This is a genomic window from Coleofasciculus sp. D1-CHI-01 (genome assembly GCF_040218875.1).
Lineage (GTDB): Bacteria > Cyanobacteriota > Cyanobacteriia > Cyanobacteriales > Coleofasciculaceae > Coleofasciculus.
On record NZ_JAVJQP010000084.1, the window covers coordinates 12,042 to 37,280 of the forward strand.

Consider the following 25,239-nt stretch of genomic DNA (forward strand, 5'->3'; position numbering starts at 1 on the left):
AAAATTCAAATCGCTTGACCCTGAATTTCGACAGGCTCAATTGCCGCGAAGTCGAAGGATCAATCCCTTGTAAGGTAAGCGTTTTTCTTCACTATTGCCAATTGACTATTGCCTATTCCCTCCCCGCGTAGAGACGCTCACAGGGGTTAATGGCTTCATCGCAGATGGCATCAATTAAAAGCTTTTTAGACTCTTCATAGCTTTCTAGGTCAAAGTTGCGGTTGAGTCGGGTAAGATGTTCTTGAAAAAAGGCACTGAGTTGAACAGGTTCTGTTTGTAGAGTCCAAGGGAGCAAATCGGTGAGTCCTAGTAACTGAAATGCCTCGCTTTTATTGAAGCTAGAAAATTTTCGCTTCTTTGATTTTGGGGTTTTCCCACTGCGACGTTTTTCACTGAGCATCTTGGTTATATTAACGCGGCAAAATTAAGGCATCCACTCCAGTATAATCCCGACTCGGCTATCTTTTTCTTCTGTCGAGTTTTGCTTCTGAATATCGGTGGATAAGCGCAAGTCTGGCGTGATAGCATAACCAACTGACAAGGTGGTTAAACCGACTTCATCATCACTCCCTGGGGAGACAAAACTTTGGGTTAAGGAAATATCAGCCGCACCGGTGCGAGATAAAACGAACTGCAATTTTACACCGAGATTTACGCCATCTGTGGTATGATCGTTTGATTCCAGATAGCGATAACCCACCAGGGGAGCCACATTCACATAATTTCCTAAAGGACGCAGATAATACCGCAAGTCTACACCAAAAGCTTCGCGATCGCGATTAAATGAGGTGTGATAATCCCCACTGACGGTGAAACCGCTATGATTGATAAAGATATCGTCCACACCAATATTCAATCCCCCCGCTTGTTCAGTTGAGGGAAACTGGGAATAGCCGAACCGGAAGCGGGTGCGAAAACTTGGTTCATGGCGAATTTCCTCTAAAACATTGGGTACGTCTTGCAACCAGCGTTGTAATACGGGACTATTCTCAATAATCTCTGGATTTAACTCCAATTCCTGGGCGGCTGAGTTTGATGAGGTTTCAGATTGAGCCGTCAGGTTTATTTCTGGAATGGGGGTTGGGATTGTGTCTAACGTTTGGCAAGATGTGTTACCCCAACTGGGTACAAATATCCATAGTAAACCTAAGCTTAATTGCCAACATTTTCTCAAAAAATAGTTAACTGGGACTAGGGAATAGGAACTCGGAAAGATACTGTCGGCGAATTCTGATTGGCTCATATCAAAGGAGTAGGGGCGGAGTTATGGAGGTGTAGGGGCGGGTTTTACTGATAACATTTTGGAGATAACCCTTAATGTAACTAAACCCGCCCTTCTTTTACTATCATTGATTTTCTACCTTAAGTTGATACGGATGAAGGCTTGCGCCCCACATAAGTACCTCTTAGAGGTTTGTCGTAAGATGCGAGCGTTTATAGCGCTAAAGCGCTTACTACAAACTTAGTACAAACCTTAAAACCGTTCCACATCCTTAAACTGGGCTGACTTTTGAGCATTCGCGGCTTCCCCACAGGTGCGAGGGGTGGGAAATACTTTTCCGGGATTCGCCAAGCCTTTGGGATTAAACACCTGATTAATCCATTTCATAGTCTCCAAATCCGCTTCACTGAACATATCGGGCATAAAACAGTTCTTATCCGCACCAATCCCATGTTCTCCCGAAATACTCCCGCCTGCATTTACACAAAGTCGCAGGATTTCCCCGCCTAATTCTTCCACCTGCTCAAATGCACCGGGAATTGATTCATCGTAAAGAATCAGAGGATGTAAATTGCCATCGCCAGCATGAAAAACATTGGCAATCCGATAGCCATACTTGTCACTTAAGGCTTCAACGTCTTTAAGTACCTGCGCTAACTGTGTCCGAGGAATCACCCCATCTTGGACAAAATAATCCGGACTCAGATGTCCCGCCGCCGCAAACGCGGCTTTGCGTCCTTTCCATAGTTTCAACCGCGTTTCTGGGTCACTGGCGGTGGTAATCGTCCGCGCCCCATTCTGTTGACAGAGTTGAGTCACCCGCTTTTTGTTGGTGCTGACTTCTACCTCTAACCCATCCAATTCCACTAACAAAATCGCGCCCGCGTCTCTGGGATAACATCCTGTCGCCACCACATCTTCTACCGCGTTGATGCTGAGATTATCCATCATTTCCATTCCGGCTGGAATAATCCCTGCGCCAATAATATCGGCAACGGCGGCACCGGCGGCTTCTATACTGGTAAAATCAGCCAGAACTACACAGATAGATTCTGGGGTTTTGAGAATTCGCAGCGTAATTTCTGTGGCAATTCCTAATGTGCCTTCGGAACCCACAAATAACCCCGTTAAATCATATCCCGGCATTTCCGGAACCGTGCCACCGACATCGACAATTGACCCATCGGGAACCACCAATTTTAAGCCTAAAACATGGTTTGTGGTTACGCCATATTTTAGACAATGAACCCCACCAGAGTTTTCAGCCACATTACCGCCAATGGAACATATAATCTGACTGGAGGGATCTGGGGCATAATAGAATCCTGCGCCACTTACGGCTTGAGTCACCCAGTTGTTAATGACTCCAGGTTGAACCACAATGCGTTGATTGTCGTGGTCAATATCCAGGATACGCTTCATCAGGGCGGTGACAATTAAGACGCAATCTTCTACGGGTAAAGCACCACCCGATAAGCCTGTACCTGCACCTCGCGCCACCCAAGGGATATTATAGCGATCGCAAAGCTTAACAGCAGCCGCAACTTGTTCAGTAGTGCGGGGGAGTACCACCAAGGCGGGGCGTTGGCGATAACTGGGTAATCCATCACATTCGTAGGTGAGTAATTCCTCCTTGCGGCGAACTACACCCTTTTTACCAATAACGGCTTCAAATTCCTTGATAATGGGTTTCCAGTTCCGTTTGGACTTGGCTTGGGTCAACATAGGTCGATTTCACGAGTACCGCTACGGGGAAGTTAAACGTCAAACGTTAGACGGTAGGGGCGAGTTTTGCTGGTCAGTTTATCGGCAACCGATAACCCATCAACACAACCTGCCCTTTTAATCAATCAAAAAAGGGTTGATAAAATACTATTCTTAGGGAATTAAGGCTTTTATTTCAACTATGCATATCTTGCCTCATTAGTCAACCCTTGTTGTAACCCGTAACAAATCTCGCTTTATGCCGTTTTTGTCTCTAGCAAGGGTGATAGATAGGGGGTTTCAGATTCTTGACTACCGACAAAAAATGTACTTGACAAATGTACTTGACATCAGAGCCGGGGATTGAAAACCAAGCTCCTTGGACTCTTGACATCACTTTAGCTGAAGAGGCTTCCCGTATACGTTCTTTCCATAGTCCTCGGAATGCAAGCTCTCTTGCGGCGCATAGCTCTGGGTCTTCCGTATTTAGCACACTAAGTCCGGAAGAACACCATAAATTTACTTGTCTTGACTTTTAAATTTATCATTTTTTCAAAATAAATTAAACTGAAATTCATATTTACTTAGAATTTACAAATCTATAAGCCTTGCTGAATCTTCTGTAAAATCCTTCAATCTCTATAGACAAGACAATCACGGATTCAGTAAAGTAGAAAAGTATAAGGGATTACTACTTATTACGTTTTTAAGCCAGAGTACCCTAAGTTTTCTAAACCTATTCCCCCTCTATTGAACATGAAACAACTACCTTTACGTCTCCTAAGTTCCAGCTTACTCGCTACCAGCATTACCCTCATGTCTGGCTTTGTTTCAGCCAACGCGGTACAAGCCTCAGCTATTTCCTTTGATAACACCAGCACATCAACAAATACACTTACCCATGACGCTTCCGCTCAAGTAAATGAGGCAAATAGGAGATTACCCATTAGCACTATGCCTCATATTCCTGGGCATAATCCTAATTATGATGATGGTTCTACTTCCCAACCCACTATGCTAATAAGTTTTGCCTTAATCATTGGTTCTATCGCTGCCACAGCCGCACGTTATCGGCAGTCTTGCTAAATATTGCCATATTTGTCGGCTAGAGCGTCGGTCAAGTATTCCTAAAAACCGGGTTTCTCGTGAGAATGACAACTCCATATCAACCTTTTACCCCCAGAAATCCGGTTTATTGACCGATGTCCTAGCTGATAGGGGCAAGAAGCTAAATAATGCTTCTTACCCTTTTTTTTGTTTTTGAAGGAGCAAAGCTGTAGGGGCGGGTTTTACTGAGAACGCTTTGTCAATGTCCAAGAATTTGACTAAACCTGCCCTTCTAGAGGAGTAAGGAATGGATTTAGTTTTAAGTGTTTTTACGGATGAAAAGAATTGGCGGAGGCAATATACTGTATTTTATTCCTTTCTATTTATCATAGCTTTATAAATGAATCCGTTTTACTAAAATTCTCATAAACTTGGGTACTTTTTATAGACAACACCGTCAAACGATAATGCACAAATCGAACTAAACCCCCGGGAGAAAGCACCGCCAATTGCTCACCAGCAGATTGAAGTTGGACTTTTACTTGATAGGAGCCAATAGTAGTCAATTGAATTTTTAGCGCACCTTGGTTAGGGTTAGACTCCTGTGATTATAAAGCAACGGTAACGTGGGAAAGCTTTTTGGAGCGATCGCATTCTCCACTCCAAAAAGCGCGATCGCGCCAAGTGCACTCCTCAAGCTGATCGCACACCCTCTCAGTCTTGCTCTATCCCTGTTGCTGCCTAGTCTTGAGACACCCGATGAACTGATACCGTCTCAATCAATATCGTCGGGTAAGTCATCAATTGACATTCCTGCTTGTTCGAGAAGTTCTTTCAAACGTTTGATTTGCCCTAAAGTCAGCCTCAGCTTGTGTTCCCCTCTTTCGTGACGTCCAATGGTTCTGGTTGTTGTCCCCAGTTCACGCGCAAATTCTTCCTGAGTCATATTCAGGCGTTCACGAACTTGTCTAAGAGTTGGCAAGTGAGGGTTGCTATTCCAATCTGTATCGTCTACCATTTTAATCAGCAAAGGACAACTTGTCCTAATTGGACAACAAAAAGGATGGGGAAACGTTTGGGGAAGTCCCAATACTTCCTGTTTCCCTATCTGTCTATGGGTAGTTTCTCACACGACGCTCGATTAGGAGGTGATGGGAAAGACGACGAGTTATAGTTCAAGCCTCTAGCGGATGCTAACTCATTCGATATCGTCGGGTAAGTCTTCTATTGATAATCCTGCTTGCTTCATGAGTTCGACAAGTCGTTTGATCTGACCCACAGAAAGAGCAATGCGCTGGTGTATACCGCGTTCGTACCGATTAATCGTGTTTCGCGATAATCCTAGTGCATCTGCAAACTCCTCTTGGGTCATACCTAAGCGTTCACGAACTTGTTTAAGAGTTGGCACATTGGGGTTGAAATCTGGATTCTGATCGTCTATTATCATACCTAGTAATGCACCACTGTGGTGCATTGACAGCAAAAAACTGACGGGGGAAACGCTATTAGAAGTCCCGATACTTCTTGTTTCCCTGTCTCTGTATAGGTAGTTTCTCACACGACGCCAGATTAGGAGGTGATGGGAAAGACGACGAGTTCTAATTCAAGGCTTTAACACCGGATGCGTATTTTCCATAAATAAGGGGCGATCGCATATTGTTTATGCCCAATCGCCCTTGACTAAAAAACACTAACTCAAATCATAACAATGAAACACACTCAATGGCTTCGCCTGCAAGCTGAAGGCGACAGGATTGTTGCGTCTTTTCGTTCTGATGGGTTCAACTGTCGTAAACAACCACGTCGCTTGTCTTGGCACATTCGCAAAGATTCAGTGACTTATCGGTTAACTTGGCTACCCGCGCCAATCAATGAGTGGAGTTTGTTACCCAATGATGGAACGCCACAGCGAGAGCGACTTTTAGCGATGATTCGTTCTATTTTGGAGCATCGGAGATGTGGGCGCACAGCCGAACCATCACCCAAGTCTAACCAAAGCTTTTGGCAACAACAAAATTATCCTTGGACACTGGTGAGGCTTTTGCCAAATGCTCAACATTATACGGTTGCTCGGTTCTACAGTCGCACAGAAGCCCAGAATCACCAGCGCTTTCTGGCAAAATGGATGCCTGATGCACAGTTTGAGGTGGTTTTCGATGTAGATGCGGTGACTTCTACCGCTCAAGAGTGACATTGTATTCAATTTGGGTAGGGGCGCCTCGTCTTGCGCCCTTCAAGGTTGCGGTTCTAAACGATAGGTTTAAGGGCGTATGCCATACGCCCCTACAGTCATGTTGTTTTGTAATGTGGGAAGGATTGGCGCGATCGCCTCAAAACACGCGATCGCACTCCGTCTCTCAGTCTTACTCTATCGCTGTTGCTGCCTAGTCTTGAGACATCCGATGAACTAATATCGCCTCAGTCAATATTATCGGGTAAGTCATCAATTGACATTCCCGCCTGTTCGAGAAGTTCTTTCAATCGTCGGATTTGAGCAAAGTTCAGTTTTATGACTCGTTCGCCTGCTTCATGGCGGATGACTGTTCTGCGCGATATTCCCAAGCAGTCAGCTATTTGTTCCTGGGTCATTCCCAGTCGCTCTCTTACTTCCTTAAGAATTGGCAATTCTGGGTTGCGTTCTGAGTTTTTATCGTTTACCATTCTATTAGTCAAGTGACACTCGGTCACTTTAATGATCATAAACAAACACAAGTGATAGGGAAACGCATAAGGGAAGTCCCTATACTTCCTGTTTCCCTGTCTCTCTATGGGTAAGTTTCTCACACGACGCCAGATTAGGAGGTGATGGGAAAGACGACGAGTTTTAATTCAAGGCTTTAGCACCGGATGCGTATTTTCCACAAATAACGGGCGATCGCATATTTACGTTTATGCCAGATCGCCCTTTCTCAAAAAACAATCACAATCATCATAGCAATGAAACATTCTCAATGGCTTCGCCTGCAAGCTGAAGGCGACAGGATTGTTGCGTCTTTTCGTGCAGATGGGTTCAACTGTCGTAAACAACCACGCCACCTGTCTTGGCACATTAGCAAAGATTCGGTGGCTTATCGGTTAACTTGGCTACCCGCGCCAATCAATGAGTGGAGTTTGTTACCCAATGATGGGACGCTACAGCGAGAGCGACTTTTAGCGATAATTCGTTCTATTTTGGAGCATCGGAGATGTGGGCGCACAGCCGAACCATCACCCAAGTCTAACCAAAGCTTTTGGCAACAACAAAATTATCCTTGGACACTGGTGAGGCTTTTGCCAAATGCTCAACATTATACCGTTGCTCGCTTCTACAGTCGCACAGAAGCCCAAAATCACCAACGCTTTCTGGCAAAATGGATGCCTGATGCACAGTTTGAGGTGGTTTTCGATGTAGATGCGGTGACTTCTACCGCTCAAGAGTGACATTGTATTCAATTTGGGTAGGGGCGCAAGGACTTGCGCCCTTCAAGGTTGCGGTTCTAAACGATAGGTTTAAGGGCGTATGCCATACGCCCCTACAGTCATGTTGTTTTGTCATGTGGGAAGGATTGGCGCGATCGCCTCAAAACACGCGATCGCACTCCCTCTCTCAGCCTAACTCTATCCCTGTTTCTGCCTAGTCTTGAGACACCCGATGAACTGATACCGCCTCAATCAATATCGTCGGGTAAGTCGTCGATTGACATTCTCATCAACTCAGTTGACAGTGTATTGACGATGTAAATACATTCTGCCTACACTTAGAGGCATGGACGTATATTTCGTACTCAACGGCATTACCTTTGTTTGGAATGAACAGAAGGCGCAGCAAAATCCTGCCCAGCATAACGGTGTTACCTTCCAACAGGCTACAGAAGCCTTCTTCGATCCCTTTTTAGTCGTCGTTGATGCGAGTCGCAATAATGAAGCACGAGATGCTGTCATTGGTTTGGATAAGCGCTGGAATCTCCTGTATGTGGTTCATATTGAGCGAGATGATGACATGATTCGGATTATTTCGGCTCGTAAAGCAACGAGAAAGGAGCGTGACTACTATGAAAACTGAAGCTTTGAAAAAACGATTGGATAAAAACCGTCCGATGACCAGTATCACCATTCGCATTCCTGAAGATGTGATCGAGGATCTCAAGCAGGTGGCTCCATTACTGGGGTTTTCAGGTTATCAACCCTTAATCCGCGCTTATATAGGTCAGGGGTTACGAGCTGATCTGGAGCGATTAGAGGGAGATACGGTTTCTGCTTTGATTGCTAGTCTCAAGCGTCGCGGCGTGAGTGATGAAGTGATTCATGAAGCACTTAACGAAGTGGCTCACAAATGAATCTGATTAGAGATGCGATCGCATTCTCCACTCCAAAACACGCGATCGCGCCAAGGGCACTCCTCAAGCTGATCGCACACCCTCTCAGTCTTGCTCTATCCCTGTTTCTGCCTAGTCTTGAGACACCCGATGAACTGATACCGTCTCAATCGATATCGTCGGGTAAGTCGTTGATTGAGAGTCCCCCCTTCTCCAATAAAGCTTGTAGCCGCTTTATTTGGGAAAACGTGAACTTAATGCGCTGATGTTGACCCCGTTCATAGCGACTGATAGTGCTAGCCGTTATCCCTAGTGCTTGTCCTAGTTCCTCTTGTGTTAACCCTAAGTATTCACGAAGTTCTTTGAGAGTTGTCAATTTAGGGTTGCTATTTGAGTTTGGATGTTCTACCATCTTATCAAGTGACTATGCGAAACGCACAGTTAAAACCAAAAACTGATGGGGAAACGCATAAGGGAAGTCCCTACACTTCCTGTTTCCCTATCTATCGGTAGTTTCTCACACGACGCCCGATTAGGAGGTGATGGAAAAGACGATGAGTTCCAATTCAAGGCTGTAACACCGGATGCGTATTTTCCATAAATAAGGGGCGATCGCATATAGTTTATGCCCAATCGCCCTTTCTCAAAAAACAATCACAATCATCATAACAATGAAACATATTCAATGGCTTCGCCTCCAAGCTGAAGGCGACAGGATTGTTGCGTCTTTTCGTGCAGATGGGTTCAATTGTCGTAAACAGCCACGCCGCCTGTCTTGGCAGATTAGCAAAGATTCAGTGGCTTACAAGTTGACTTGGCTACCTGCGCCAATCAATGAGTGGAGTCTGTTACCCAACGATGGAACGCCACAGCGAGAGCGACTTTTAGCGATGATTCGTTCTATCTTGGAGCATCGGGGATGCGATCGCACAGCCGAACCCTCCCCAGAGTCTAACCATAGCTTTTGGCATCAACAGCATTATCCTTGGACACTGGTAAGGCTTTTGCCCCATGCTCAACATTATACGGTTGCCCGTTTCTACAGCCGCACGGAAGCCGAAAATCATCAGCGCTTTTTGGGAAAGTGGATGCCTAATGCACAGTGTGAGGTGGTTTTCGATGCGGATGCGGTGACTTCTACTGCTCAAGAGTGACATTGTATCCAATTTGGGTAGGGGCGCAAGGACCTGCGCCCTTCAAGGTTGCGGTTCTAGCCGATAATTTGATGGGCGTATTGCTATACGCCCCTACAGTTATGTGGTTTTGTCATCTGGGAAGGATTGGCGCGATCGCATTCTCCATCCCAAAAAGCGCGATCGCATACCGTCTCTCAGTCTTACTCTATCCCTATTTCTGCCTAGTCTTGAGACACCCGATGAACTGATATTGTCTCAATCGATATCGTCGGGTAAGTCATCGATTGACATTCCCACCTGTTCTAGGAGTTCTTTCAGGCGTTTAACCTGACTCACAGAAAACCTAATTTTGTGTTGCCCCCGTTCGTGGCGGCTGATTGTATTCGCTGCCATTCCTAGTGCTTTCCCGAATTCCTCTTGGGTCAAACCCAAGCGTAGGCGAATTTCTTTTAAGCTTGGCACATTAGGGTTGATATTTTGATTTCTATCGTTTACCATCTTAGGTGACTCTACAACTTGTAGAGTTAAACAACATGAGCATGGATGGGGAAACTTTCTGGAGGTAGTTTTCCTGTTTCGTTTCCCCTTCCTCACTCTATGAAGCGTATAGCAAACTTGGTTTTCTACAAAGTGTAGGGAGCAAGACAGCGCCAGACGCTGAAAGTTCATGCTGCAACAGGTGATGTGGCTAGCTTGAGGGGGCTTTGAGTCCATTTCAATGGACTTGAGCTATGAGCCGTGGAATTGATTTCACGGCGGGGTTAGGCTAGCTACTTTTAAGTCTTGCATGAAATAACGGGCGATCACATTTTTGCCAAATGATCGCCCTTGACTAACAAATAATCACTATCATCATACCAATGAAACATTCTCAATGGCTTCGCCTGCAAGCTGAAGGCGACAGGATTGTTGCGTCTTTTCGTGCAGATGGGTTCAACTGCTGTAAACAACCACGCCGCCTGTCTTGGCACATTAGCAAAGATTCAGTGACTTATCGGTTAAGTTGGCTACCCGCGCCAATCAACGAGTGGAGTCTGTTACCCAATGATGGGACACTACAGCGAGAACGACTTTTAGCGATAATTCATTCTATTTTGGAGCATCGGGGATGTGGGCGCACAACCGAACCCTCCCCAAAGTCTAACCACAGCTTTTGGCATCAACAGCATTATCCTTGGACACTGGTGAGGCTTTTGCCCAATGCTCAACATTATACGGTTGCTCGGTTCTACAGCCGCACGGAAGCTGAAAATCATCAGCGCTTTCTGGCAAAATGGATGCCTGATACACAGTTTGAGGTGGTTTTCGATGCGGATGCGGTAACTTCTACCGCTCAAGAGTGACATTGTATTCAATTTGGGTAGGGGCGCACCGACGTGCGCCCTCCCTTGAACTAGATTCTGATTTGACTTTGAATCTCAAGTAAATTTTGAACTTCGGTGTAGACTGGAGCTTGTTGGGTAGTGTCTTCTAGGCGCACAACCACTGCGTAGGGAACAGGGTCCGGATTTTGACGCCCCCACTTCTCATAGGCGGCGACAGCCAGTGTATAGAAATTATCACTATATTCTTGTTTATGAATCTTCCACTCGTGAACAGCGTGTTGTACTGTTCCTCTAGAGCGAAGATTTACTCCTGGATCAAATTTTAACTCTGTAGGTAGATCAATCGTATCACCATTCTGATCATCTTCTACAGACATAGCCGAAATAATCTCTTCACGGTCAACGTTTCCTCGAAATACGCGCCACTTTAATGTCGTACCTAAGTATCTTTCTAGTCCCCAACGCTGAACTTGAGGAGCATGAACCACGGTTACAGTTAAACGTTTAATTCCTCGTCCTGTATCAGATAAACATACAGGAACTGGTATATCAAAGTAAGCAACCGTATTGGGATTTATATCGCCTTGAAAAAACAGAATAGCTGTGTAAGGATCACATTCAGTTGCTCGAAAATAATCCGGTTGACCATAACCAACAATATTTAACCAATATTTAGAGTCTACCTTATGCATATCTGATCGAAATTGATCAAAATTACCATAAGCGGTGGGATAAGATGCAGAATTTATAGTAAAAGCTTTAAGAAGTGGTGCAGAAATATGGGGTAAATCAAAGGATTGAAGATCACCCAGTATTCTTGTTATCTTGTGCGCGACACGGGGAGCAGCAAAGCTTGTCCCAGAATTATGAGCAATTGCTGGAGTAATCTGATGATTTGCCATCACTACATTAGTTCCTAGATTTGTCCGAACTGCACCACTTTCATCAACAAGATAGTTTCCGCCAAATTCAACCAGTTCAGGTTTAATCTCTCTAGAAATTCCTGGTCCACAACGAGTGAAAGGGGAAGGTTGTGTTTGTACAGCAATAGCCATTTCTGCTCCGACTCTACCCGTAATTAATGTATCAGGAACAATGGAACCAACTGTTAGTGCCAGTGCAGCCTGACTGGGATCAATAATTCGGGCTTCTTCATCAATAAAGTATTGGGGATAAAGCTTTCCATTATTAATATAGTCACGGACATTCTGAGGAGAGATATTTCCGGCACTAATAATAAAAACAATATCCTTTTCCCGGGAAAGCCTATCAATAGTACGAGCAATCCAGGAACGACGTGGAACCGTGCGTTTAGCTTCAGCATTCCACTTGCGATTAATAATGCCTACTGATAGATTAAATATCCGAACTCCCAGTGGAACAAATGTCTCTACAACTTCAGCGAGTACCCGAGAAAAAAGTCGAGGCTCCTCATCTTATAACTGATTATTTTCATCTAGAACTCTCGCACTCGCAATCCATACTTTTCCTTCATTCTCAGCATCTCGATATCCATTAAGGGCATAGTAGGATGCTAAAGAAGCAACACCCGAACCATGACCATGTTCATCATAGGGATTATCAGGTGCAGATCTTAGGAATGAATGCAAAAGATTCTCACGTACTACCGGCTGTAGAAATGGATTCCCTACCGTAACACCTGAATCAACAATGCAGACAATGGGGGCTTCCTCTGGAGGACTAATAAATTTGCCTAGCTTCTGAATATCAAAATTTTGATAAATCGTAAGAAAAGTTTCAAACTCTGGACGAGCATCAAACCAAAAAATTTTAGTTCGCCATTCTTGATCTTCAACAAGACGTTGAAATATTTTTCCCGTACAACGAACAACAGCACGACAAGTTCCTTTGATCTCCTCATGCTCAAAAATGTTTCCATAAATTCCATTAGCAAATACTTTTTGTAAAGAAGAGCGAATCTCTACAAGTTCTTGCCTTTGCTGATTTTTGCCCTGCTGCAAAGACATCATCTCTATTTCACAGATAATCCATTCCTGTTGAATCAGAGTTTCATACTGCTCAAAAAAAACCTGACAAAGACGATCTTTGGGATTTCCTTCCTGAATATTCTTCAAATACGCTAAAGTTTCATTAGGAGCATGACCATTTTTTAGAGCGCCTGAACCAAACTCATCAAGTTTAGTTTCTAGTTGCTCCAGATTATCTGTACGAAGAACTGCCAATGTAAGCTTTCCCATTGACTCAGCAACAGATTTTAAGCCTGTCCCAGAAAGAGAAATGGGTATGTCATGTTCAACTTTAATCAGCGTTGACTTTCTTTCTTTGTCAGACATTTGTTGAAGTTGACGAGACAGATTTTTGACTCTTGGAATAAGACGACTGGCAATTTCTTGGCGACGAGCTAATATCTCTGGTGGTAGCTCAGGACGACGAGGTGGATCTTTACGACGATTAGCAATTTCTGGTTGAGTTAAAGATAATAGTGGAAAATCATTATTCATTGAGTTACTTCTTCTCCTTTAGTTCTAGCCGCATTAGTGGCTTTTTTATAAGCTCTAAGCTGATCGGTAATGTCTCTAGTTTGGAGGCTTTCTCTACCTTCTAAAATCATCGTTTTAATCGCTTCTACTGTGATGCGCTGAATATCAGCGTATGAAAGTGAGTTCATGTTTTTGGCTATGTATTCAGGTGAGCCATCAAAATGGATTCCGCCCAAAAGCGTTTTCAGATAAACTTCTCTTTCACCTTTACCGGGTAAAGGAAATTGAATAATATCATCGAATCGCCTCCATAAGGCTGGATCAAGTAAATACTGGTGATTACTGGCAGCAATCACTAAGCTTTGATTTGAGTGAAAGTTGTCCATTATCTGAAGAAGACTATTGACAACCCTCTTGAGTTCACCTACATCATTGGGATCATCACGATTTTTACCAACGGCATCAATTTCATCGAGTAAAAGTACTATCGGTGTGTTGTTGGCAAGATTGAATACACGATGAAGATGAGATGCTGTGTCTCCCAGAAAACTAGATATAACAGTACTAAGTTGTAAGATCCCTACAGGCAGACCCAGTTCATAAGCTAAATACTTTGCGGTGAAAGTCTTTCCACAACCAGGAGGTCCCCAGAAAAGTAGCTTGGTTTTGGGAGAATAACCATATTTAGCGAGTTCTTTACATTTACGATGTTCATTGAGAACACGATCTATTTTAGCTTGAGTTTCCCTGCCCAATATAATTTTGGTCTGATCGACTGAACTTTCTTCTAGTGTAACTAATTCATTCCCACTACGACGGTCTTTAGGCAGTAAGGTTAACCCATTATTAGAACTTTTTTTCAATTTACGATTTTGTCCTAATGCTTTCTTCAAATCTTTTGCTACAGCATGATGGTTTGCAGCCAGTTCTTCCGCGATAAGCGATTCGGCTGCTTTGTAAAAAGCCGCATCATTCTGCTCGCGGAATGCTTGGAACAGCCTTTTCAGTTGCTCGCTAGCTACTATCATAATATTTCATACACTTATTACTTTAGTATTCTAGAACTATTTTAGTACAAAAATAGCTGAAAATCCATAGGTTAGTTAAAAATAGTAATTTTAATGATTCTCCTAGGCTGGTTGGAATAAGACTTGCATATTCAACAAAACAAAAGCATTAAGACGCCAATAATGATATCGAATAAAAGCCTTGTTGTATTCGATTATTTTCTAATTAAAATTATTTTTTATCGGCACCCGGACAGCCAATACTCTAAACTGAGAGATTGATCATCACAAAAAAGGGAACCTAACGATGCGACTCTCTCAAATGCTACTCGTCACCCTCCGGGAAGACCCAGCCGAAGCCGAAATCCCCAGCCATAAACTCCTGGTTCGCGCCGGCTATATCCGTCGCATCGGTAGCGGAATCTACGCCTATCTCCCCCTGATGTGGCGCGTCTTGCAAAAAGTCTCCCAAATCGTTCGGGAAGAAATGGACGCCACGGGTGCCCAAGAATGCTTACTTCCCCAACTCCAACCCTCTGACCTGTGGCGAGAATCTGGGCGCTGGGACACCTATACTAAAGCAGAAGGGATCATGTTCGCCCTTACCGATCGCCAAAACCGAGAACTGGGACTTGGACCGACTCACGAAGAGGTAATCACCACCATCGCCCGGGAGATGATCCGTTCCTATCGCCAACTTCCCCTCCACCTCTACCAACTTCAAACTAAGTTTAGAGATGAAATCCGCCCTCGGTTTGGACTGATGCGGGGACGAGAATTCATTATGAAAGATGGCTATTCCTTCCACGCTGATGAAGACAGCCTAAAAAAAACCTATCAGGACATGGATCAAGCCTATCGCAACATGATCAGCCGTTGCGGTTTAGCCTTTCGCGCCGTGGAAGCTGATCCTGGCGCAATTGGCGGTTCTGGTTCCCAAGAATTTATGATTCTGGCGGATATCGGCGAAGATGAGATTCTCTACACCGAAGATGGGAACTATTCTGCCAATGTAGAAAAAGCCAGTTCCCTCCCGGCTGATCCTGAACCGTCTCCCTTTGAAACTTACGAAAAACGGGAAACCCCAAACACACCCACCATCGACTCCCTGTGTAAATTCCTCAACTGTTCCCCAACCAATGTCTTGAAAAACGTCCTCTATCAAGCCGTTTATGACAATGGAATGACGGTACTGGTAATCGTCAGTATCCGAGGCGATCAAGAGGTTAACGACGTAAAATTGCAAAATGAATTAGTCCGTTTAGCCGATCGCTATAAAGCCAACGCCCTCCTCGCCCTCACGGTTCCCGACGCCACCACCCAGGCAAAATGGGCATCTAAACCCCTCCCTGTCGGCTATATCGCCCCGGATTTAGAGGATGATTATATCCGCCCCAGTAGCGATGTCGCGCCGCGATTTGTACGCTTAGTCGATAATACAGCCGTTGACCTGAAAAAGTTTGTCACTGGGGCGAACGAAACCAATTATCACGTCGTTGGTGCGAATTGGGGTGAACCCTTCGCCTTACCTAAACAGGTGGTAGATTTGCGGACAGCTAAAGCAGGCGATCGCGCGATTCATGATCCTAGCCAAATCCTGCACAGCGCCAGGGGGATTGAAGCCGGACATATCTTTCAGTTAGGCACTAAATATTCTAAAGCCATGGGTGCGACGTACACCAACGAAGCGGGGGAAGAAAATCCCCTGTATATGGGATGTTATGGTGTAGGCGTATCGCGACTAGCGCAAGCGGCGGTTGAACAATCCTATGATAAGGATGGAATTATTTGGTCACCCGCGATCGCACCGTACCACGCGATTATTACCGTTCCCAACATCTCCGACGCCAAACAGATGGACGCCGCCGAGACACTTTACCAGCAGTTATGGCAAGCTGGTGTAGAAACTCTACTCGATGACCGAAATGAACGGGCGGGTGTGAAGTTTAAAGATGCGGATCTGATTGGTATTCCCTATCGTATCGTTACTGGGCGATCGCTGAAACAGGGTAAAGTGGAAGTTGTGCAACGGGCAACCCACCAGTCTCAAGAATTGCCCCTGGATCAGGTTGCTTCTACGGTGAAACAATGGCTTGATGCAGCATTAACCCCATAAACTGAAATGAATAAGGCAGCACTGACTCGATTCATCATAGTGGCACTTTATATTTCTGCCTTTATGGGTGTAATGTTGGGTCTAGTCGGTGGATTTCAGACAGGGATTGCCTGTACTGCCCTTGTTTTTTTCTCTATCCTTTCCTATAAGTATCCTCGCATTGGATTATGGGGATTGCTGATTTATCTTCCCTTTAGCGGGAGCATTATTTATTCACTGGGCGATGTTTATCAATCCATGGGTGAGAGTATTAGCTACTCCGGGAATCATCCTCTATTTCATTTAATTAAAGATGCATTTTACCTTCCCGCCTTAATTGCCCTGATTCAGTCGCGGGATTCCTTCTGGAAACTATTACCGCGATCGATTCTCAAACCCTTATTGATCGCGATCGCGGTTGTGCTAGGGGTGGCATTAATTACATTCCTATTGATTAATGTCCCCCAGCAGTTTGATCCTCAGGTCAAAGGAAGCCCATTTCTGATGGGAATTCTGGGATTAAAAGGGTTGGTGGGGTATATTCCCTTACTGTTCTGTGGGTATTATCTGATTCGCGATCGCACGGATTTATTTTTCCTAACTCGTTTACACGTTATTCTAATCTTGATCTGCTGTAGCTTGGCGTTTCTGCAATACCTGTGGCTAGTTACAGGTTTATGTCCCAGTAGCAATAGTTTGACGGGAGAAGCTGTTTACAGAGCCAGTTTACAGGTAAGATGTTTAGTCGGCGGTTCTTTGTTATACAATACTAAAGTCGGGTTAATCCGCTTACCGGGTACATTTGTTGCACCTTGGCAATGGGGTTGGTTTCTCATTTCCAGTGCTTTTTTCACGTATGGGGCGAGTGTCAGTGATCCCTCTCGTCGGTGGCGATTCCTGGGATGGGTGGCGATGGTTGCTGTCTTGGCGGCGGCGGTCATTTCGGGTCAACGAATTGCCCTCGCGATCGTTCCAGCGACGTTTGTTCTGTTAGTATTACTCACGGATCGGCATAAGGGATGGCTACCCCTTAAATTAGGAATTGGGGTGCTTTTAGCGATTTGGATTACTCAAACCTTGGGGAAGGTAGAAGAACGAGTGATTAGTTTTGTTGATCGCTGGGAGGCGTCTCCACCGCATACGTTTATGTTGGATCAATTTCAGTGGGTATTGAGTAGACAAGAGGGAGTATTAGGTCATGGTTTAGGACGAGCAACTAATGCGGCGCGTCGCTTAGGGGAAACTCAACTAATTGAAACCTATTATGCTAAATTGTTTTACGAAATTGGTCCGATTGGGGTTTTGGCGTTTCTGGCGCTGGTGTCTTTGCTGACGTTTCTCACGTTTAAGGCATATCGATCAGTTCAAGATTCGTCTTTACAACGGTTAGGGTTGTGTCTTTGGGTGTTTGTTTTATTTATTAGTTACAATACCTATTATTATCCCTTAGCTGTCGATCCTGTGGAGGTTTATTATTGGTTTTTTGCGGGGGTTTTGCTCAAGTTACCGCGACTTGATGATCCGGTAGCTTCTGAAAAACTATGTTCTGATCACAATGGCTTATAGCGCTTTTCAAGGGTACACTGACAGATCCCCGACTTCTTGGAGAAGTCGGGGATCTTAATCTGAAGTCCCCCCAGAGCTTGAGGCTGATCCAATCCTGCCAATTATTAGAAGTAAAAACATTATTACTGATTGGGATTATAGATTTGAGTTCGAGGTTAGGCGACAGGGCGACCCGAGTTTATTGAGTGAATTGGGGGTGTTCATTGATATCAGCGGGTCGCCCCTACAAATATTTATTGATGTTGGTAGTTAGCCTCAACAAATCTTTCTTGATATCAACGGATTCTATCTAGACATTAGAACTTTTTTTTAACGCGAACTATTTTGATACCAAAGAACGCCTGGGGTATTCTAAAAGAAACTACAAATAAACTCTCCAGCGCCATCTGGTTCAAAAGAAACCACTATTCCATCCTGGCGAATCCGGGTGCGATCGCGACAATTATAGACCTCGACTGGGCGGTTTACTCCATCAATACTCACAGCGGCTCGATACCGCCAATAATACTTAGCGGAGCGCTTGATACTCAAGATACAAATAGTGTGATCCTTGATTGTGCGACACACCGACGCCTCAGCCGGAAATGCCGCAAGCCACACAACTACCAGTAATCCCAGTAAAGCTATCCATTTTACTTTGTCATTCGTCATTTGTCATTTGTCATTTGTTATTGGAAAAATCTTCCCCCAGCTTCCCCAGCTCCCCCAGCTTCCCCAGCTCCTGATAACTGCTCACTGATAACTGCTCACTGATAACTGATAACTCCCCCATCTCCCAGCGCTTTGATAGAAGGGGATTATCGCTTTGATTGTAAAATTGTCTAATTGCTTTGTTTGAACTTTACCCTCAACCCATTACACTATACACTAAGCTTAGAAAACTTAAAGAAAATTAATCGTAAGTAAAAATACCTGTCTATCAGGGTTTCTTCAGGTTCAATACCACTGAAGAGGAAATTTGTATACCCCCACGAGGTCATGTCGATGACTCAGTTTTTCCTTGACTCTGCCTGGTTAATACCTTGCTATGCCCTATTAGGTGCAATTTTAGCCGTCCCTTGGTCTCCGGCAATTATTAATCGTACCGGACCGAGACCGGCTGGCTATATTAATATGTTGATGACCTTCATCGCTTTTTTGCATGGGTTGTTGGCATTACTCGCCATCTGGAATCAACCAGCCCAATCGGTTGTGATTCCTTGGCTACAGGTGGTTGATTTGGATTTATCCATTCCCGTAGAAATGTCGGCGGTTACGATTGGGGCGACGATGGTCATCACTGGGTTGAATTTCCTCGCCCAAATCTATGCCATTGGTTACCTAGAAACCGATTGGGGATGGGCGCGGTTCTATTCGTTGCTGGCGTTGTTTGAAGCGGGAATGTGCGCCCTTGTTCTGTGTAATTCCTTGTTTTTCAGCTATATTATCCTGGAAATTCTCACGCTGGGAACCTATCTTTTGGTCGGGTTTTGGTTTAATCAATCCTTGGTGGTAACGGGGGCGAGAGATGCATTTCTGACCAAACGGGTAGGCGATTTAGTTCTCTTAATGGGCGTGATTGGGATTTATCCCCTATCCAAAACCTGGAATTTTTCGCAATTGGCAGACTGGGCAAGTACGGTTAATCTTGATCCGAAAGTCGCTGCATTAGTGGGGTTGGCATTAATTGCCGGTCCGATGGGTAAATGCGCTCAATTTCCCCTGCATTTATGGTTGGATGAAGCCATGGAAGGACCGGTTCCCAGTACCATTCTACGGAATGCTGTGGTGGTGTGTACGGGGGCGTGGGTGTTGATTAAATTGCAACCCGTAATTGCTATCTCTCCGGTTGCGGTATCGGCTGTCATTTTAATTGGTGCGGTAACCGCCGTGGGTGGTACGATGGTCGCGATCGCACAGGTTGATATTAAGCGTACTCTATCCTATTTGGTGAGTGCTTATTTAGGATTGGTGTTTATCGCCGTGGGTACGGGACAAATCCAAACCGCCTTGTTATTAATATTGACCTACGCCGTCGCCATGGGGTTATTGGTGATGAGTACCGGGACGATTATTTGGAACAGTATTACTCAAGAGGTGACACAATTGGGCGGGTTATGGGCAAAACGTCCAGCTTGTGGCTTATCTTACCTGGTGGGGGCGGCTGGATTGGTAGCGGTTCCGCCTCTGGGCGGATTTTGGGCGTTTTTGCAGTTGGGGGATTCGTTGTTTAGCACTCACCCGAAATTATTTGCCTTGGTGTTAGTGGTGAATGCGTTAGCTTCGTTTAGTCTATTCCGTGTCTTCGGGTTAGTCTTCGGTGGACAAGCTAAACAAATGGCACAGCGATCGCCTGAAGCGCATTGGCCCATGGTCTTCCCTATGATACTGTTGATGGGGTTTACACTGCACGTTCCTTTACTGTTAACCACCTGGAATCTGTTACCGGAATGGGTAAGCGTGAATCCTACAGTGGCGGGTTCGTTGGTATTGTCGAGTGCGATTGGTGGCGGTGCAGCGGCGTATCTGTATCTGAGTAACCAAGTGGAAAAGCCGATTCGATTTGGTTCAAAGGCGTTGCAAGACTTTTTTGCTTACGATTTATATACCCAAAAGTTGTATCGGGTAACGATAGTGTTTCTGGTTGATTTGATTTCCAGAACCATTTCTTGGGTTGACCGTTATATTGTGGATGGTTTGGTCAATTTAGTGGCGTTTATGACGGTGTTGAGTGGGCAAAGCTTGAAGTATAATGTTTCGGGTCAAACCCAGTTTTATGCGTTGACGATTTTGTTAGGGGTGGCGTTGTTTGGCTTTCTGTTGAGTTTGCCGATTCTGTCGCGTCTTTCGTTGATTGTTGGTGGATAATTTACGTTTTTGTTGGAGGTGTGGGTGGGAAACGATGTGTTTTTTTAACGCAGAGGAACGCAGAGGTTGGCGCAGAGGGACGCAGAGGGGTTGGAAGACTAGGATGAGGTGTAAAGTGAGGTGGTGGAGGAATGGATGTGCCATAGGGCGTTTTGAGGTTTAAGGTTGGCGGGGCGGGTTGAATTGGAATCGTTTCTAGTTAGTTAGAGATTGATAAACTCGCCCCGATTAAGTGGAAGCGTTTTGAGTTGGAATTTTTGACGGGATTATGCTGAGTACGCTGATTGGGTTACCTGTTGTTGGTGCGATTATTATCGGGTTTTTGCCGGGAAAGGTGGCAAAAACGAGACTCCGGGCGATTGCTTTGGCGGTGGCGACGGCGATTGTTCTGGTGACGTTGTGGTTAGCCACGCAGTTTGATATCACCTATGTCGGTTGGCAGTTTCAAGAGGAGTTAACCTGGATTCCTCAATTGGGGTTATCCTACAAGTTAGGGGCGGATGGTTTATCGTTTCCGTTGCTGGCATTGGGGAGTTTGTTGAACTGGGTGGTTATTTTTAGTAGCCGAGTTGATGTGGAACGAGTTCGGCTTAAATATGCCCTGATTTTGTTGGTGAATGCGGGAGTTACTGGGGCGTTTCTGGCACAGAATTTGTTGCTGTTTGTTCTGTTCTATGAATTGGTATTAATCCCCTTGTACCTGTTAATTGCAATTTGGGGAGGAAGCAAGCGGGAATATGCGGCGATGAAGTTTCTCATGTATACCGCTGTGTCCGGAATTCTGATTCTGGCGGCATTTTTGGGAATGACATGGCTGAGTAATTCCACTAGCTTTAATTATGAGGCGATTCACACCCAAGGGTTATCGTTACCCACTCAGTTGATTCTGCTAAGCATTTTATTGGTGGGATTTGGAATTAAAATTCCCCTGGTTCCCTTTCATACTTGGTTACCCGATGCGTATGTGGAAGCGTCGCCTGTGGTGGCGATTCTGTTGGGGGGTGTTGTGGCAAAGATGGGAACTTATGGGTTGGTACGCTATGGGTTACAATTGTTCCCCGAAACCTGGTTTTTGGTAGCGCCGGGACTTTCAATTCTTGGCGTGGTGAGTGTATTGTATGGTGCATTGAGTGCGATCGCGCAAAAAGATATTAAACGGATGGTGGCGTATAGTTCCATTGGTCACATGGGGTATATCGTTGTCGCGGCTGCGGCGTTAACCCCGTTGAGTCTGTTGGGGTGTGTGACTCAGATGGTGAGTCATGGGATGATTCTGGCGATTCTGTTTTATTTGGTTGGGGTGGTGGAAACCAAGGTGGGAACTCGCGAGTTGGATGTTTTGAATGGGTTGATGAATCCAACTCGGGGTTTACCGTTGGTGAGTGCTCTGCTGATTTTAGGGGGAATGGCAAGTGCGGGAATTCCCGGTTTAGTCGGATTTGTGGCTGAGTTTCTGGTGTTTCAAGGGAGTTATGTGGTGTTTCCTTGGCAAACCCTTTTATGTATTTTTGCTTCTGGGTTGACGGCGGTTTATTTTGTGATTCTGCTGAATCGCACTTGTTTTGGTAAGTTGGATAATCGTAAGGCTTACTATCCGAAAGTTCTCTGGAATGAAAAAGCGCCTGCGATTATTTTGGCGGTGATTATTTTCTTCCTGGGAATTCAACCAACTTGGTTGGTTCGGTGGACAGAAACGACGACGAATGCGATTGTTTCGGCAGTACCAACTCAGGTTGATCAGAAGGTGGCGTTGAAGGATGAGTCATTAGTCATTCGTCATTTTTAGTTCTGTTACGTGAACAACGGGCGGGTTTTGTAGCCAAGCTAGGGACAAGAATTAATATTAATCCCTAAACCCGCCCCTACAAGATTAAAAATCATTTCCTTGAACAAAGTCTTATGTCGTTTTTTGAGGTGAACAACGGGCGGGTTTTGTAGCCAAGCTAGGGACAAGAATTAATATTAATCCCTAAACCCGCCCCTACAGGATTAAAAATCATTTCCTTGAACAAAGTCTTATGTCGTTCTTTGAGGTGAACAACGGGCGGGTTTTGTAGCCAAGCTAGGGACAACAATTAATATTAATCCCTAAACCACCCCTACAGGATTAAAAATCATTTCCTTGAACAACGTGCAGGGTCAACACTAAAAACTTGATAACCATGGTACAAACTCCAACAAAACCAGCAACGAAATTACCCCCGTCTCAGCATGAATTGGCGGATATTATTCACCGCTTGGAAGCAGGGGGGGCGATGGTTCCCGATACGCCGGAAAATCTGATGCAAATTATTGGCATCTGGAAGGCGTATGCGGTGCCAATGGATTTCTATTGGCGGGATTTGCTTTATATCGGCGAACGAGTCTTTTTAAATCCGTTTCCCTTCTTTAAATATTTTCTACCCAAAGAATATTTAGACCTCCATAATCATTATGCCGGAGATGATGCCGATTTACGGATTTGGCGGGGTCAAGCAACGGCGCATCCGGAACTTGTGGAATTTATTCAGACAGGGGAAACCCAGAAAATGCCCAAGTTATTGCATCACTGGTGGCATGACCGGATTAATATGGAGTTTGCTGAGGCTTGTATGCGGGCAATGCTTTGGCATCGAAATATGTACGCCCCGGTGAATAAGTTTGACCCTTATCTGGATACCCAGGAGTATAAGGACAATGCAAATCGGGCAATTCAGGCGTATTTTAAAGGAAATCCGGTGATGCTGGGATGGCATAAGCTGTTCCCAGAAATGTTTATTGAACAGTGTCGTCAGGCGTCGTACTATAGTCTTTTAGGGCTATTCTGGGAAGTAATGGCACCGGTGTTTTTTGAGGTGTCTGATCTCTACGATGAAGGAAAAATCACCTCTGTCCCCGAAGCGATGAACTTTTTGGTGAATGGCATATTCGCGATCGCGGGTCGTCCGATCTATCATCATGTGTATGTGAAAGGGGAATGCTATGAGGTGATTCCCAAATCCAAGGGGTTTACCTGGCTGTATGAAGCGGCGCTTCCTTATGTGGAGTCGGTATTTTATCGCACGGCACCGTTTAGGGGTACGAAGTCCTATAATGCCCAAGCAGGGGAAGTACCGAGTGACCAAAAAGACTTCCATTATGGGGTGCTCTACGCCGATAAATTCCCCGTCGGTTCGGCGGGAATTCCGCCAACCTTGCTGATGCAGGATATGTTACATTTCTTACCGCCTTATCTGCGAGACTTCTATGAAAAGCGTTGTCGCCGTGAAAGTGATATCCTGAATCAAATTGGCATCACCTTTCAGCGATCGATGTATTGTGTGACATCGGCGGTATTTCAGGCGTTACGAACAGCACTGTTGTATCCCCTAGATGACCCGAATCCGAAGCATTTGCAGGCGAATCGGGCATTTTTTGAAGCGCAATTAGACCGATTCTGTCGCCCAGAGTACGGAATTCGGGATGCGGCGCGGTTAGAGTATATTCAGACTGCCGATTATCAGTAATTTATTTCCATCAACCTACTTACCAGATCCCCGACTTCTTAAAGAAGTCGGGGATCTCTGTATAACACATAAATATACCCATAGATATAGGTGAAAAAATTAAAATCTGCATAGTCTAGTTCTAAAATGGATTAACGTTAGTATTAATAAGACGCCAATCCCACCAGAGTAGAGGAATTGGTGTATGAATATTACGAATCCACTCATCCTCCAGCCAAGCTTCTACAATCTAAACTTAAGATGCTTCCATCGAGTTTGAGTAATCACAGGTTTGGTCAGAAGGAGTTAAACAATGAAAAATGAAGAAAATGAACCCAACACCCTTCTGGCTCAAATTGTGGCATTACAACAACGAGTGGGCAAGTTAGACGACAAGGTTAGTCACTATGAACAGCAACTGGCGCAGGAACGAGAAACGCGCCAGACGGTAGAAAACAGCTTGCAGAAAACGGAGGAACGCCTGTCTTTGGTGCTGCGGGCGACGACGGATGCTATCTATGAGTGTGACTTAGAACAAGGATTTATTGGCTCGAACGCGGCGTATGATCAACTCTTTGGCAAACGCCCGGAGTCAACGGCGAATTCCTGGGAATGGTGGATTGAACACCTACATCCCGACGATCGCGAAAAGGTTGTCGCCAGTTTCCAGGAAGCACTCGCGGGTACAGGCGATCGCTGGGTAGCGGAGTATCGGTATCAAAAGCCAGATAGTAGCTACGCCCATATTTTAGATCGCGGCTCTATTCTACGGAATCAAACCGGGAACGCTATCCGGGTAATCGGCACATTATTCGACGCTACCGCCCAAAAACAGGTTGAAGCCGAACTACGCCAGCAAAAAGAATACCTACGTCTTGCCAACGAACGGTTCCAATTTGCAGCCCGGGCAGTGAATGCACTAATTTATGACTCACCGTTCGCTCATTTTGGTAACTCAGTAGCCAAATGAGCAGCCACACAGTAGTCTGAGTGAGCAATTGCACGATTAAACAGACTACTAGGAGGCAATGAATGAAACCAACCATCTCAGAACGAGTAGACGATCTTC

Annotated in this window: 28 protein-coding genes and 1 pseudogene; 17 read left to right on the plus strand and 12 right to left on the minus strand. The window is 45.1% G+C overall.

Going from position 1 to position 25,239, the window contains the following annotated elements:
• Positions 1-112: 112 nt before the first annotated feature.
• From RIB93_RS15385 to glcD, 3 genes are all read right to left on the minus strand, one after another.
• Positions 113-400: a hypothetical protein gene (locus RIB93_RS15385; RefSeq protein WP_446373614.1), complete on the minus strand. Its 288-nt coding sequence runs from the start codon at positions 398-400 to the stop codon at positions 113-115.
• A 24-nt stretch (positions 401-424) separates the two neighbouring features.
• Positions 425-1,243: a hypothetical protein gene (locus tag RIB93_RS15390; RefSeq protein ID WP_446373615.1), complete on the minus strand. Its 819-nt coding sequence runs from the start codon at positions 1,241-1,243 to the stop codon at positions 425-427.
• A 231-nt stretch (positions 1,244-1,474) separates the two neighbouring features.
• Positions 1,475-2,947 (minus strand): glycolate oxidase subunit GlcD, encoded by a 1,473-nt coding sequence (gene glcD / locus RIB93_RS15395; protein WP_446373616.1) that lies wholly within the window; start codon positions 2,945-2,947, stop codon positions 1,475-1,477.
• 735 nt (positions 2,948-3,682) lie between these two features.
• On the opposite strand from glcD, the gene RIB93_RS15400 reads away from it, so the two are divergent.
• Complete coding sequence (locus RIB93_RS15400) at positions 3,683-4,012, plus strand: hypothetical protein (protein ID WP_446373617.1); 330 nt, start codon at positions 3,683-3,685, stop codon at positions 4,010-4,012.
• A 736-nt stretch (positions 4,013-4,748) separates the two neighbouring features.
• Here RIB93_RS15400 and RIB93_RS15405 read toward each other — a convergent pair.
• Together RIB93_RS15405 and RIB93_RS15410 are read right to left on the minus strand one after the other, a co-directional pair.
• Positions 4,749-4,991 carry a helix-turn-helix transcriptional regulator gene (locus RIB93_RS15405; RefSeq protein WP_044208189.1) on the minus strand — a complete coding sequence of 81 codons (243 nt, stop codon included), beginning with the start codon at positions 4,989-4,991 and terminating at the stop codon, positions 4,749-4,751.
• Positions 4,992-5,171: 180 nt separating this feature from the next.
• Positions 5,172-5,420: a helix-turn-helix transcriptional regulator gene (locus RIB93_RS15410; RefSeq protein WP_446373618.1), complete on the minus strand. Its 249-nt coding sequence runs from the start codon at positions 5,418-5,420 to the stop codon at positions 5,172-5,174.
• 261 nt (positions 5,421-5,681) lie between these two features.
• On the opposite strand from RIB93_RS15410, the gene RIB93_RS15415 reads away from it, so the two are divergent.
• Together RIB93_RS15415 and RIB93_RS15420 are read left to right on the plus strand one after the other, a co-directional pair.
• Positions 5,682-6,164, plus strand: coding sequence for a hypothetical protein (locus RIB93_RS15415; RefSeq protein ID WP_446373619.1), 483 nt, complete (start codon positions 5,682-5,684; stop codon positions 6,162-6,164).
• 79 nt (positions 6,165-6,243) lie between these two features.
• Positions 6,244-6,384 (plus strand): hypothetical protein, encoded by a 141-nt coding sequence (locus RIB93_RS15420; RefSeq protein ID WP_446373620.1) that lies wholly within the window; start codon positions 6,244-6,246, stop codon positions 6,382-6,384.
• A gap of 7 nt (positions 6,385-6,391) precedes the next feature.
• Here RIB93_RS15420 and RIB93_RS15425 read toward each other — a convergent pair whose 3' ends face one another.
• Positions 6,392-6,634, minus strand: coding sequence for a helix-turn-helix transcriptional regulator (locus tag RIB93_RS15425; protein ID WP_446373621.1), 243 nt, complete (start codon positions 6,632-6,634; stop codon positions 6,392-6,394).
• A gap of 276 nt (positions 6,635-6,910) precedes the next feature.
• On the opposite strand from RIB93_RS15425, the gene RIB93_RS15430 reads away from it, so the two are divergent.
• The 5 genes from RIB93_RS15430 to RIB93_RS15450 all read left to right on the plus strand — a co-directional run bounded on the left by RIB93_RS15430 (position 6,911) and on the right by RIB93_RS15450 (position 8,534).
• Positions 6,911-7,393, plus strand: coding sequence for a hypothetical protein (locus RIB93_RS15430; RefSeq protein ID WP_446373622.1), 483 nt, complete (start codon positions 6,911-6,913; stop codon positions 7,391-7,393).
• Between the two features lie 108 nt (positions 7,394-7,501).
• Positions 7,502-7,693 carry a hypothetical protein gene (locus RIB93_RS15435; RefSeq protein ID WP_446373623.1) on the plus strand — a complete coding sequence of 64 codons (192 nt, stop codon included), beginning with the start codon at positions 7,502-7,504 and terminating at the stop codon, positions 7,691-7,693.
• Positions 7,694-7,718: 25 nt separating this feature from the next.
• Complete coding sequence (locus tag RIB93_RS15440; RefSeq protein ID WP_446373624.1) at positions 7,719-8,015, plus strand: BrnT family toxin; 297 nt, start codon at positions 7,719-7,721, stop codon at positions 8,013-8,015.
• Complete coding sequence (locus RIB93_RS15445; protein ID WP_446373625.1) at positions 8,005-8,289, plus strand: hypothetical protein; 285 nt, start codon at positions 8,005-8,007, stop codon at positions 8,287-8,289. The genes RIB93_RS15440 and RIB93_RS15445 overlap by 11 nt, the downstream gene beginning before the upstream one ends.
• On the plus strand, positions 8,286-8,534 hold the full coding sequence (locus RIB93_RS15450) for a hypothetical protein (RefSeq protein WP_446373640.1): 249 nt from the start codon (positions 8,286-8,288) through the stop codon (positions 8,532-8,534). Before RIB93_RS15445 ends, RIB93_RS15450 begins: the two co-directional genes overlap by 4 nt.
• On the opposite strand, the gene RIB93_RS15455 is transcribed toward RIB93_RS15450, so the two are convergent.
• Positions 8,435-8,680 carry a helix-turn-helix domain-containing protein gene (locus RIB93_RS15455; protein ID WP_044208186.1) on the minus strand — a complete coding sequence of 82 codons (246 nt, stop codon included), beginning with the start codon at positions 8,678-8,680 and terminating at the stop codon, positions 8,435-8,437. The two genes, RIB93_RS15450 and RIB93_RS15455, sit on opposite strands and share 100 nt — an antisense overlap.
• A 259-nt stretch (positions 8,681-8,939) precedes the next feature.
• On the opposite strand from RIB93_RS15455, the gene RIB93_RS15460 reads away from it, so the two are divergent.
• The gene (locus RIB93_RS15460) at positions 8,940-9,422 is read left to right on the plus strand and encodes a hypothetical protein (protein ID WP_446373626.1); all 483 of its coding nucleotides are present in this window, start codon (positions 8,940-8,942) and stop codon (positions 9,420-9,422) included.
• On the plus strand, positions 9,419-9,652 hold the full coding sequence (locus RIB93_RS15465) for a hypothetical protein (RefSeq protein ID WP_446373627.1): 234 nt from the start codon (positions 9,419-9,421) through the stop codon (positions 9,650-9,652). Before RIB93_RS15460 ends, RIB93_RS15465 begins: the two co-directional genes overlap by 4 nt.
• 7 nt (positions 9,653-9,659) lie before the next feature.
• Here RIB93_RS15465 and RIB93_RS15470 read toward each other — a convergent pair whose 3' ends face one another.
• A complete protein-coding gene (locus RIB93_RS15470) occupies positions 9,660-9,902 on the minus strand; it encodes a helix-turn-helix domain-containing protein (RefSeq protein WP_446373628.1) in 243 nt (80 codons plus the stop codon).
• A 362-nt stretch (positions 9,903-10,264) separates the two neighbouring features.
• Here RIB93_RS15470 and RIB93_RS15475 point away from each other — a divergent pair, with 362 nt between their 5' ends.
• Positions 10,265-10,747, plus strand: coding sequence for a hypothetical protein (locus RIB93_RS15475; protein ID WP_446373629.1), 483 nt, complete (start codon positions 10,265-10,267; stop codon positions 10,745-10,747).
• Positions 10,748-10,797: 50 nt separating this feature from the next.
• Here the strand turns inward: RIB93_RS15475 and RIB93_RS15480 are convergent.
• The 3 genes and pseudogenes from RIB93_RS15480 to RIB93_RS15490 form a co-directional block, all read right to left on the minus strand.
• Positions 10,798-12,111, minus strand: a pseudogene (locus RIB93_RS15480) (S8 family peptidase); the annotation flags it as partial.
• A 54-nt stretch (positions 12,112-12,165) separates the two neighbouring features.
• Positions 12,166-13,212: a hypothetical protein gene (locus RIB93_RS15485; protein WP_446373630.1), complete on the minus strand. Its 1,047-nt coding sequence runs from the start codon at positions 13,210-13,212 to the stop codon at positions 12,166-12,168.
• Complete coding sequence (locus RIB93_RS15490) at positions 13,209-14,219, minus strand: AAA family ATPase (protein WP_446373631.1); 1,011 nt, start codon at positions 14,217-14,219, stop codon at positions 13,209-13,211. Before RIB93_RS15490 ends, RIB93_RS15485 begins: the two co-directional genes overlap by 4 nt.
• Before the next feature lie 286 nt (positions 14,220-14,505).
• Here RIB93_RS15490 and proS point away from each other — a divergent pair, with 286 nt between their 5' ends.
• Both proS and RIB93_RS15500 read left to right on the plus strand, forming a co-directional pair.
• Complete coding sequence (gene proS / locus RIB93_RS15495; protein WP_446373632.1) at positions 14,506-16,314, plus strand: proline--tRNA ligase; 1,809 nt, start codon at positions 14,506-14,508, stop codon at positions 16,312-16,314.
• 6 nt (positions 16,315-16,320) lie between these two features.
• Positions 16,321-17,859 (plus strand): hypothetical protein, encoded by a 1,539-nt coding sequence (locus RIB93_RS15500; protein WP_446373633.1) that lies wholly within the window; start codon positions 16,321-16,323, stop codon positions 17,857-17,859.
• 351 nt (positions 17,860-18,210) lie between these two features.
• On the opposite strand, the gene RIB93_RS15505 is transcribed toward RIB93_RS15500, so the two are convergent.
• Positions 18,211-18,510, minus strand: coding sequence for a hypothetical protein (locus tag RIB93_RS15505; protein ID WP_446373634.1), 300 nt, complete (start codon positions 18,508-18,510; stop codon positions 18,211-18,213).
• Positions 18,511-18,843: 333 nt separating this feature from the next.
• Here RIB93_RS15505 and RIB93_RS15510 point away from each other — a divergent pair, with 333 nt between their 5' ends.
• The 4 genes from RIB93_RS15510 (at position 18,844) to RIB93_RS15525 (ending at position 25,140) form a co-directional block, all read left to right on the plus strand.
• Positions 18,844-20,706, plus strand: a complete 1,863-nt coding sequence (locus RIB93_RS15510) for an NAD(P)H-quinone oxidoreductase subunit F (protein ID WP_446373635.1) — start codon at positions 18,844-18,846, stop codon at positions 20,704-20,706.
• A gap of 268 nt (positions 20,707-20,974) precedes the next feature.
• Complete coding sequence (locus RIB93_RS15515) at positions 20,975-22,492, plus strand: NADH-quinone oxidoreductase subunit M (protein ID WP_446373636.1); 1,518 nt, start codon at positions 20,975-20,977, stop codon at positions 22,490-22,492.
• Positions 22,493-22,868: 376 nt separating this feature from the next.
• Positions 22,869-24,191, plus strand: coding sequence for a CO2 hydration protein (locus RIB93_RS15520; protein WP_446373637.1), 1,323 nt, complete (start codon positions 22,869-22,871; stop codon positions 24,189-24,191).
• A gap of 292 nt (positions 24,192-24,483) precedes the next feature.
• Positions 24,484-25,140: a PAS domain-containing protein gene (locus RIB93_RS15525; RefSeq protein ID WP_446373638.1), complete on the plus strand. Its 657-nt coding sequence runs from the start codon at positions 24,484-24,486 to the stop codon at positions 25,138-25,140.
• Positions 25,141-25,239 lie beyond the last annotated feature (99 nt).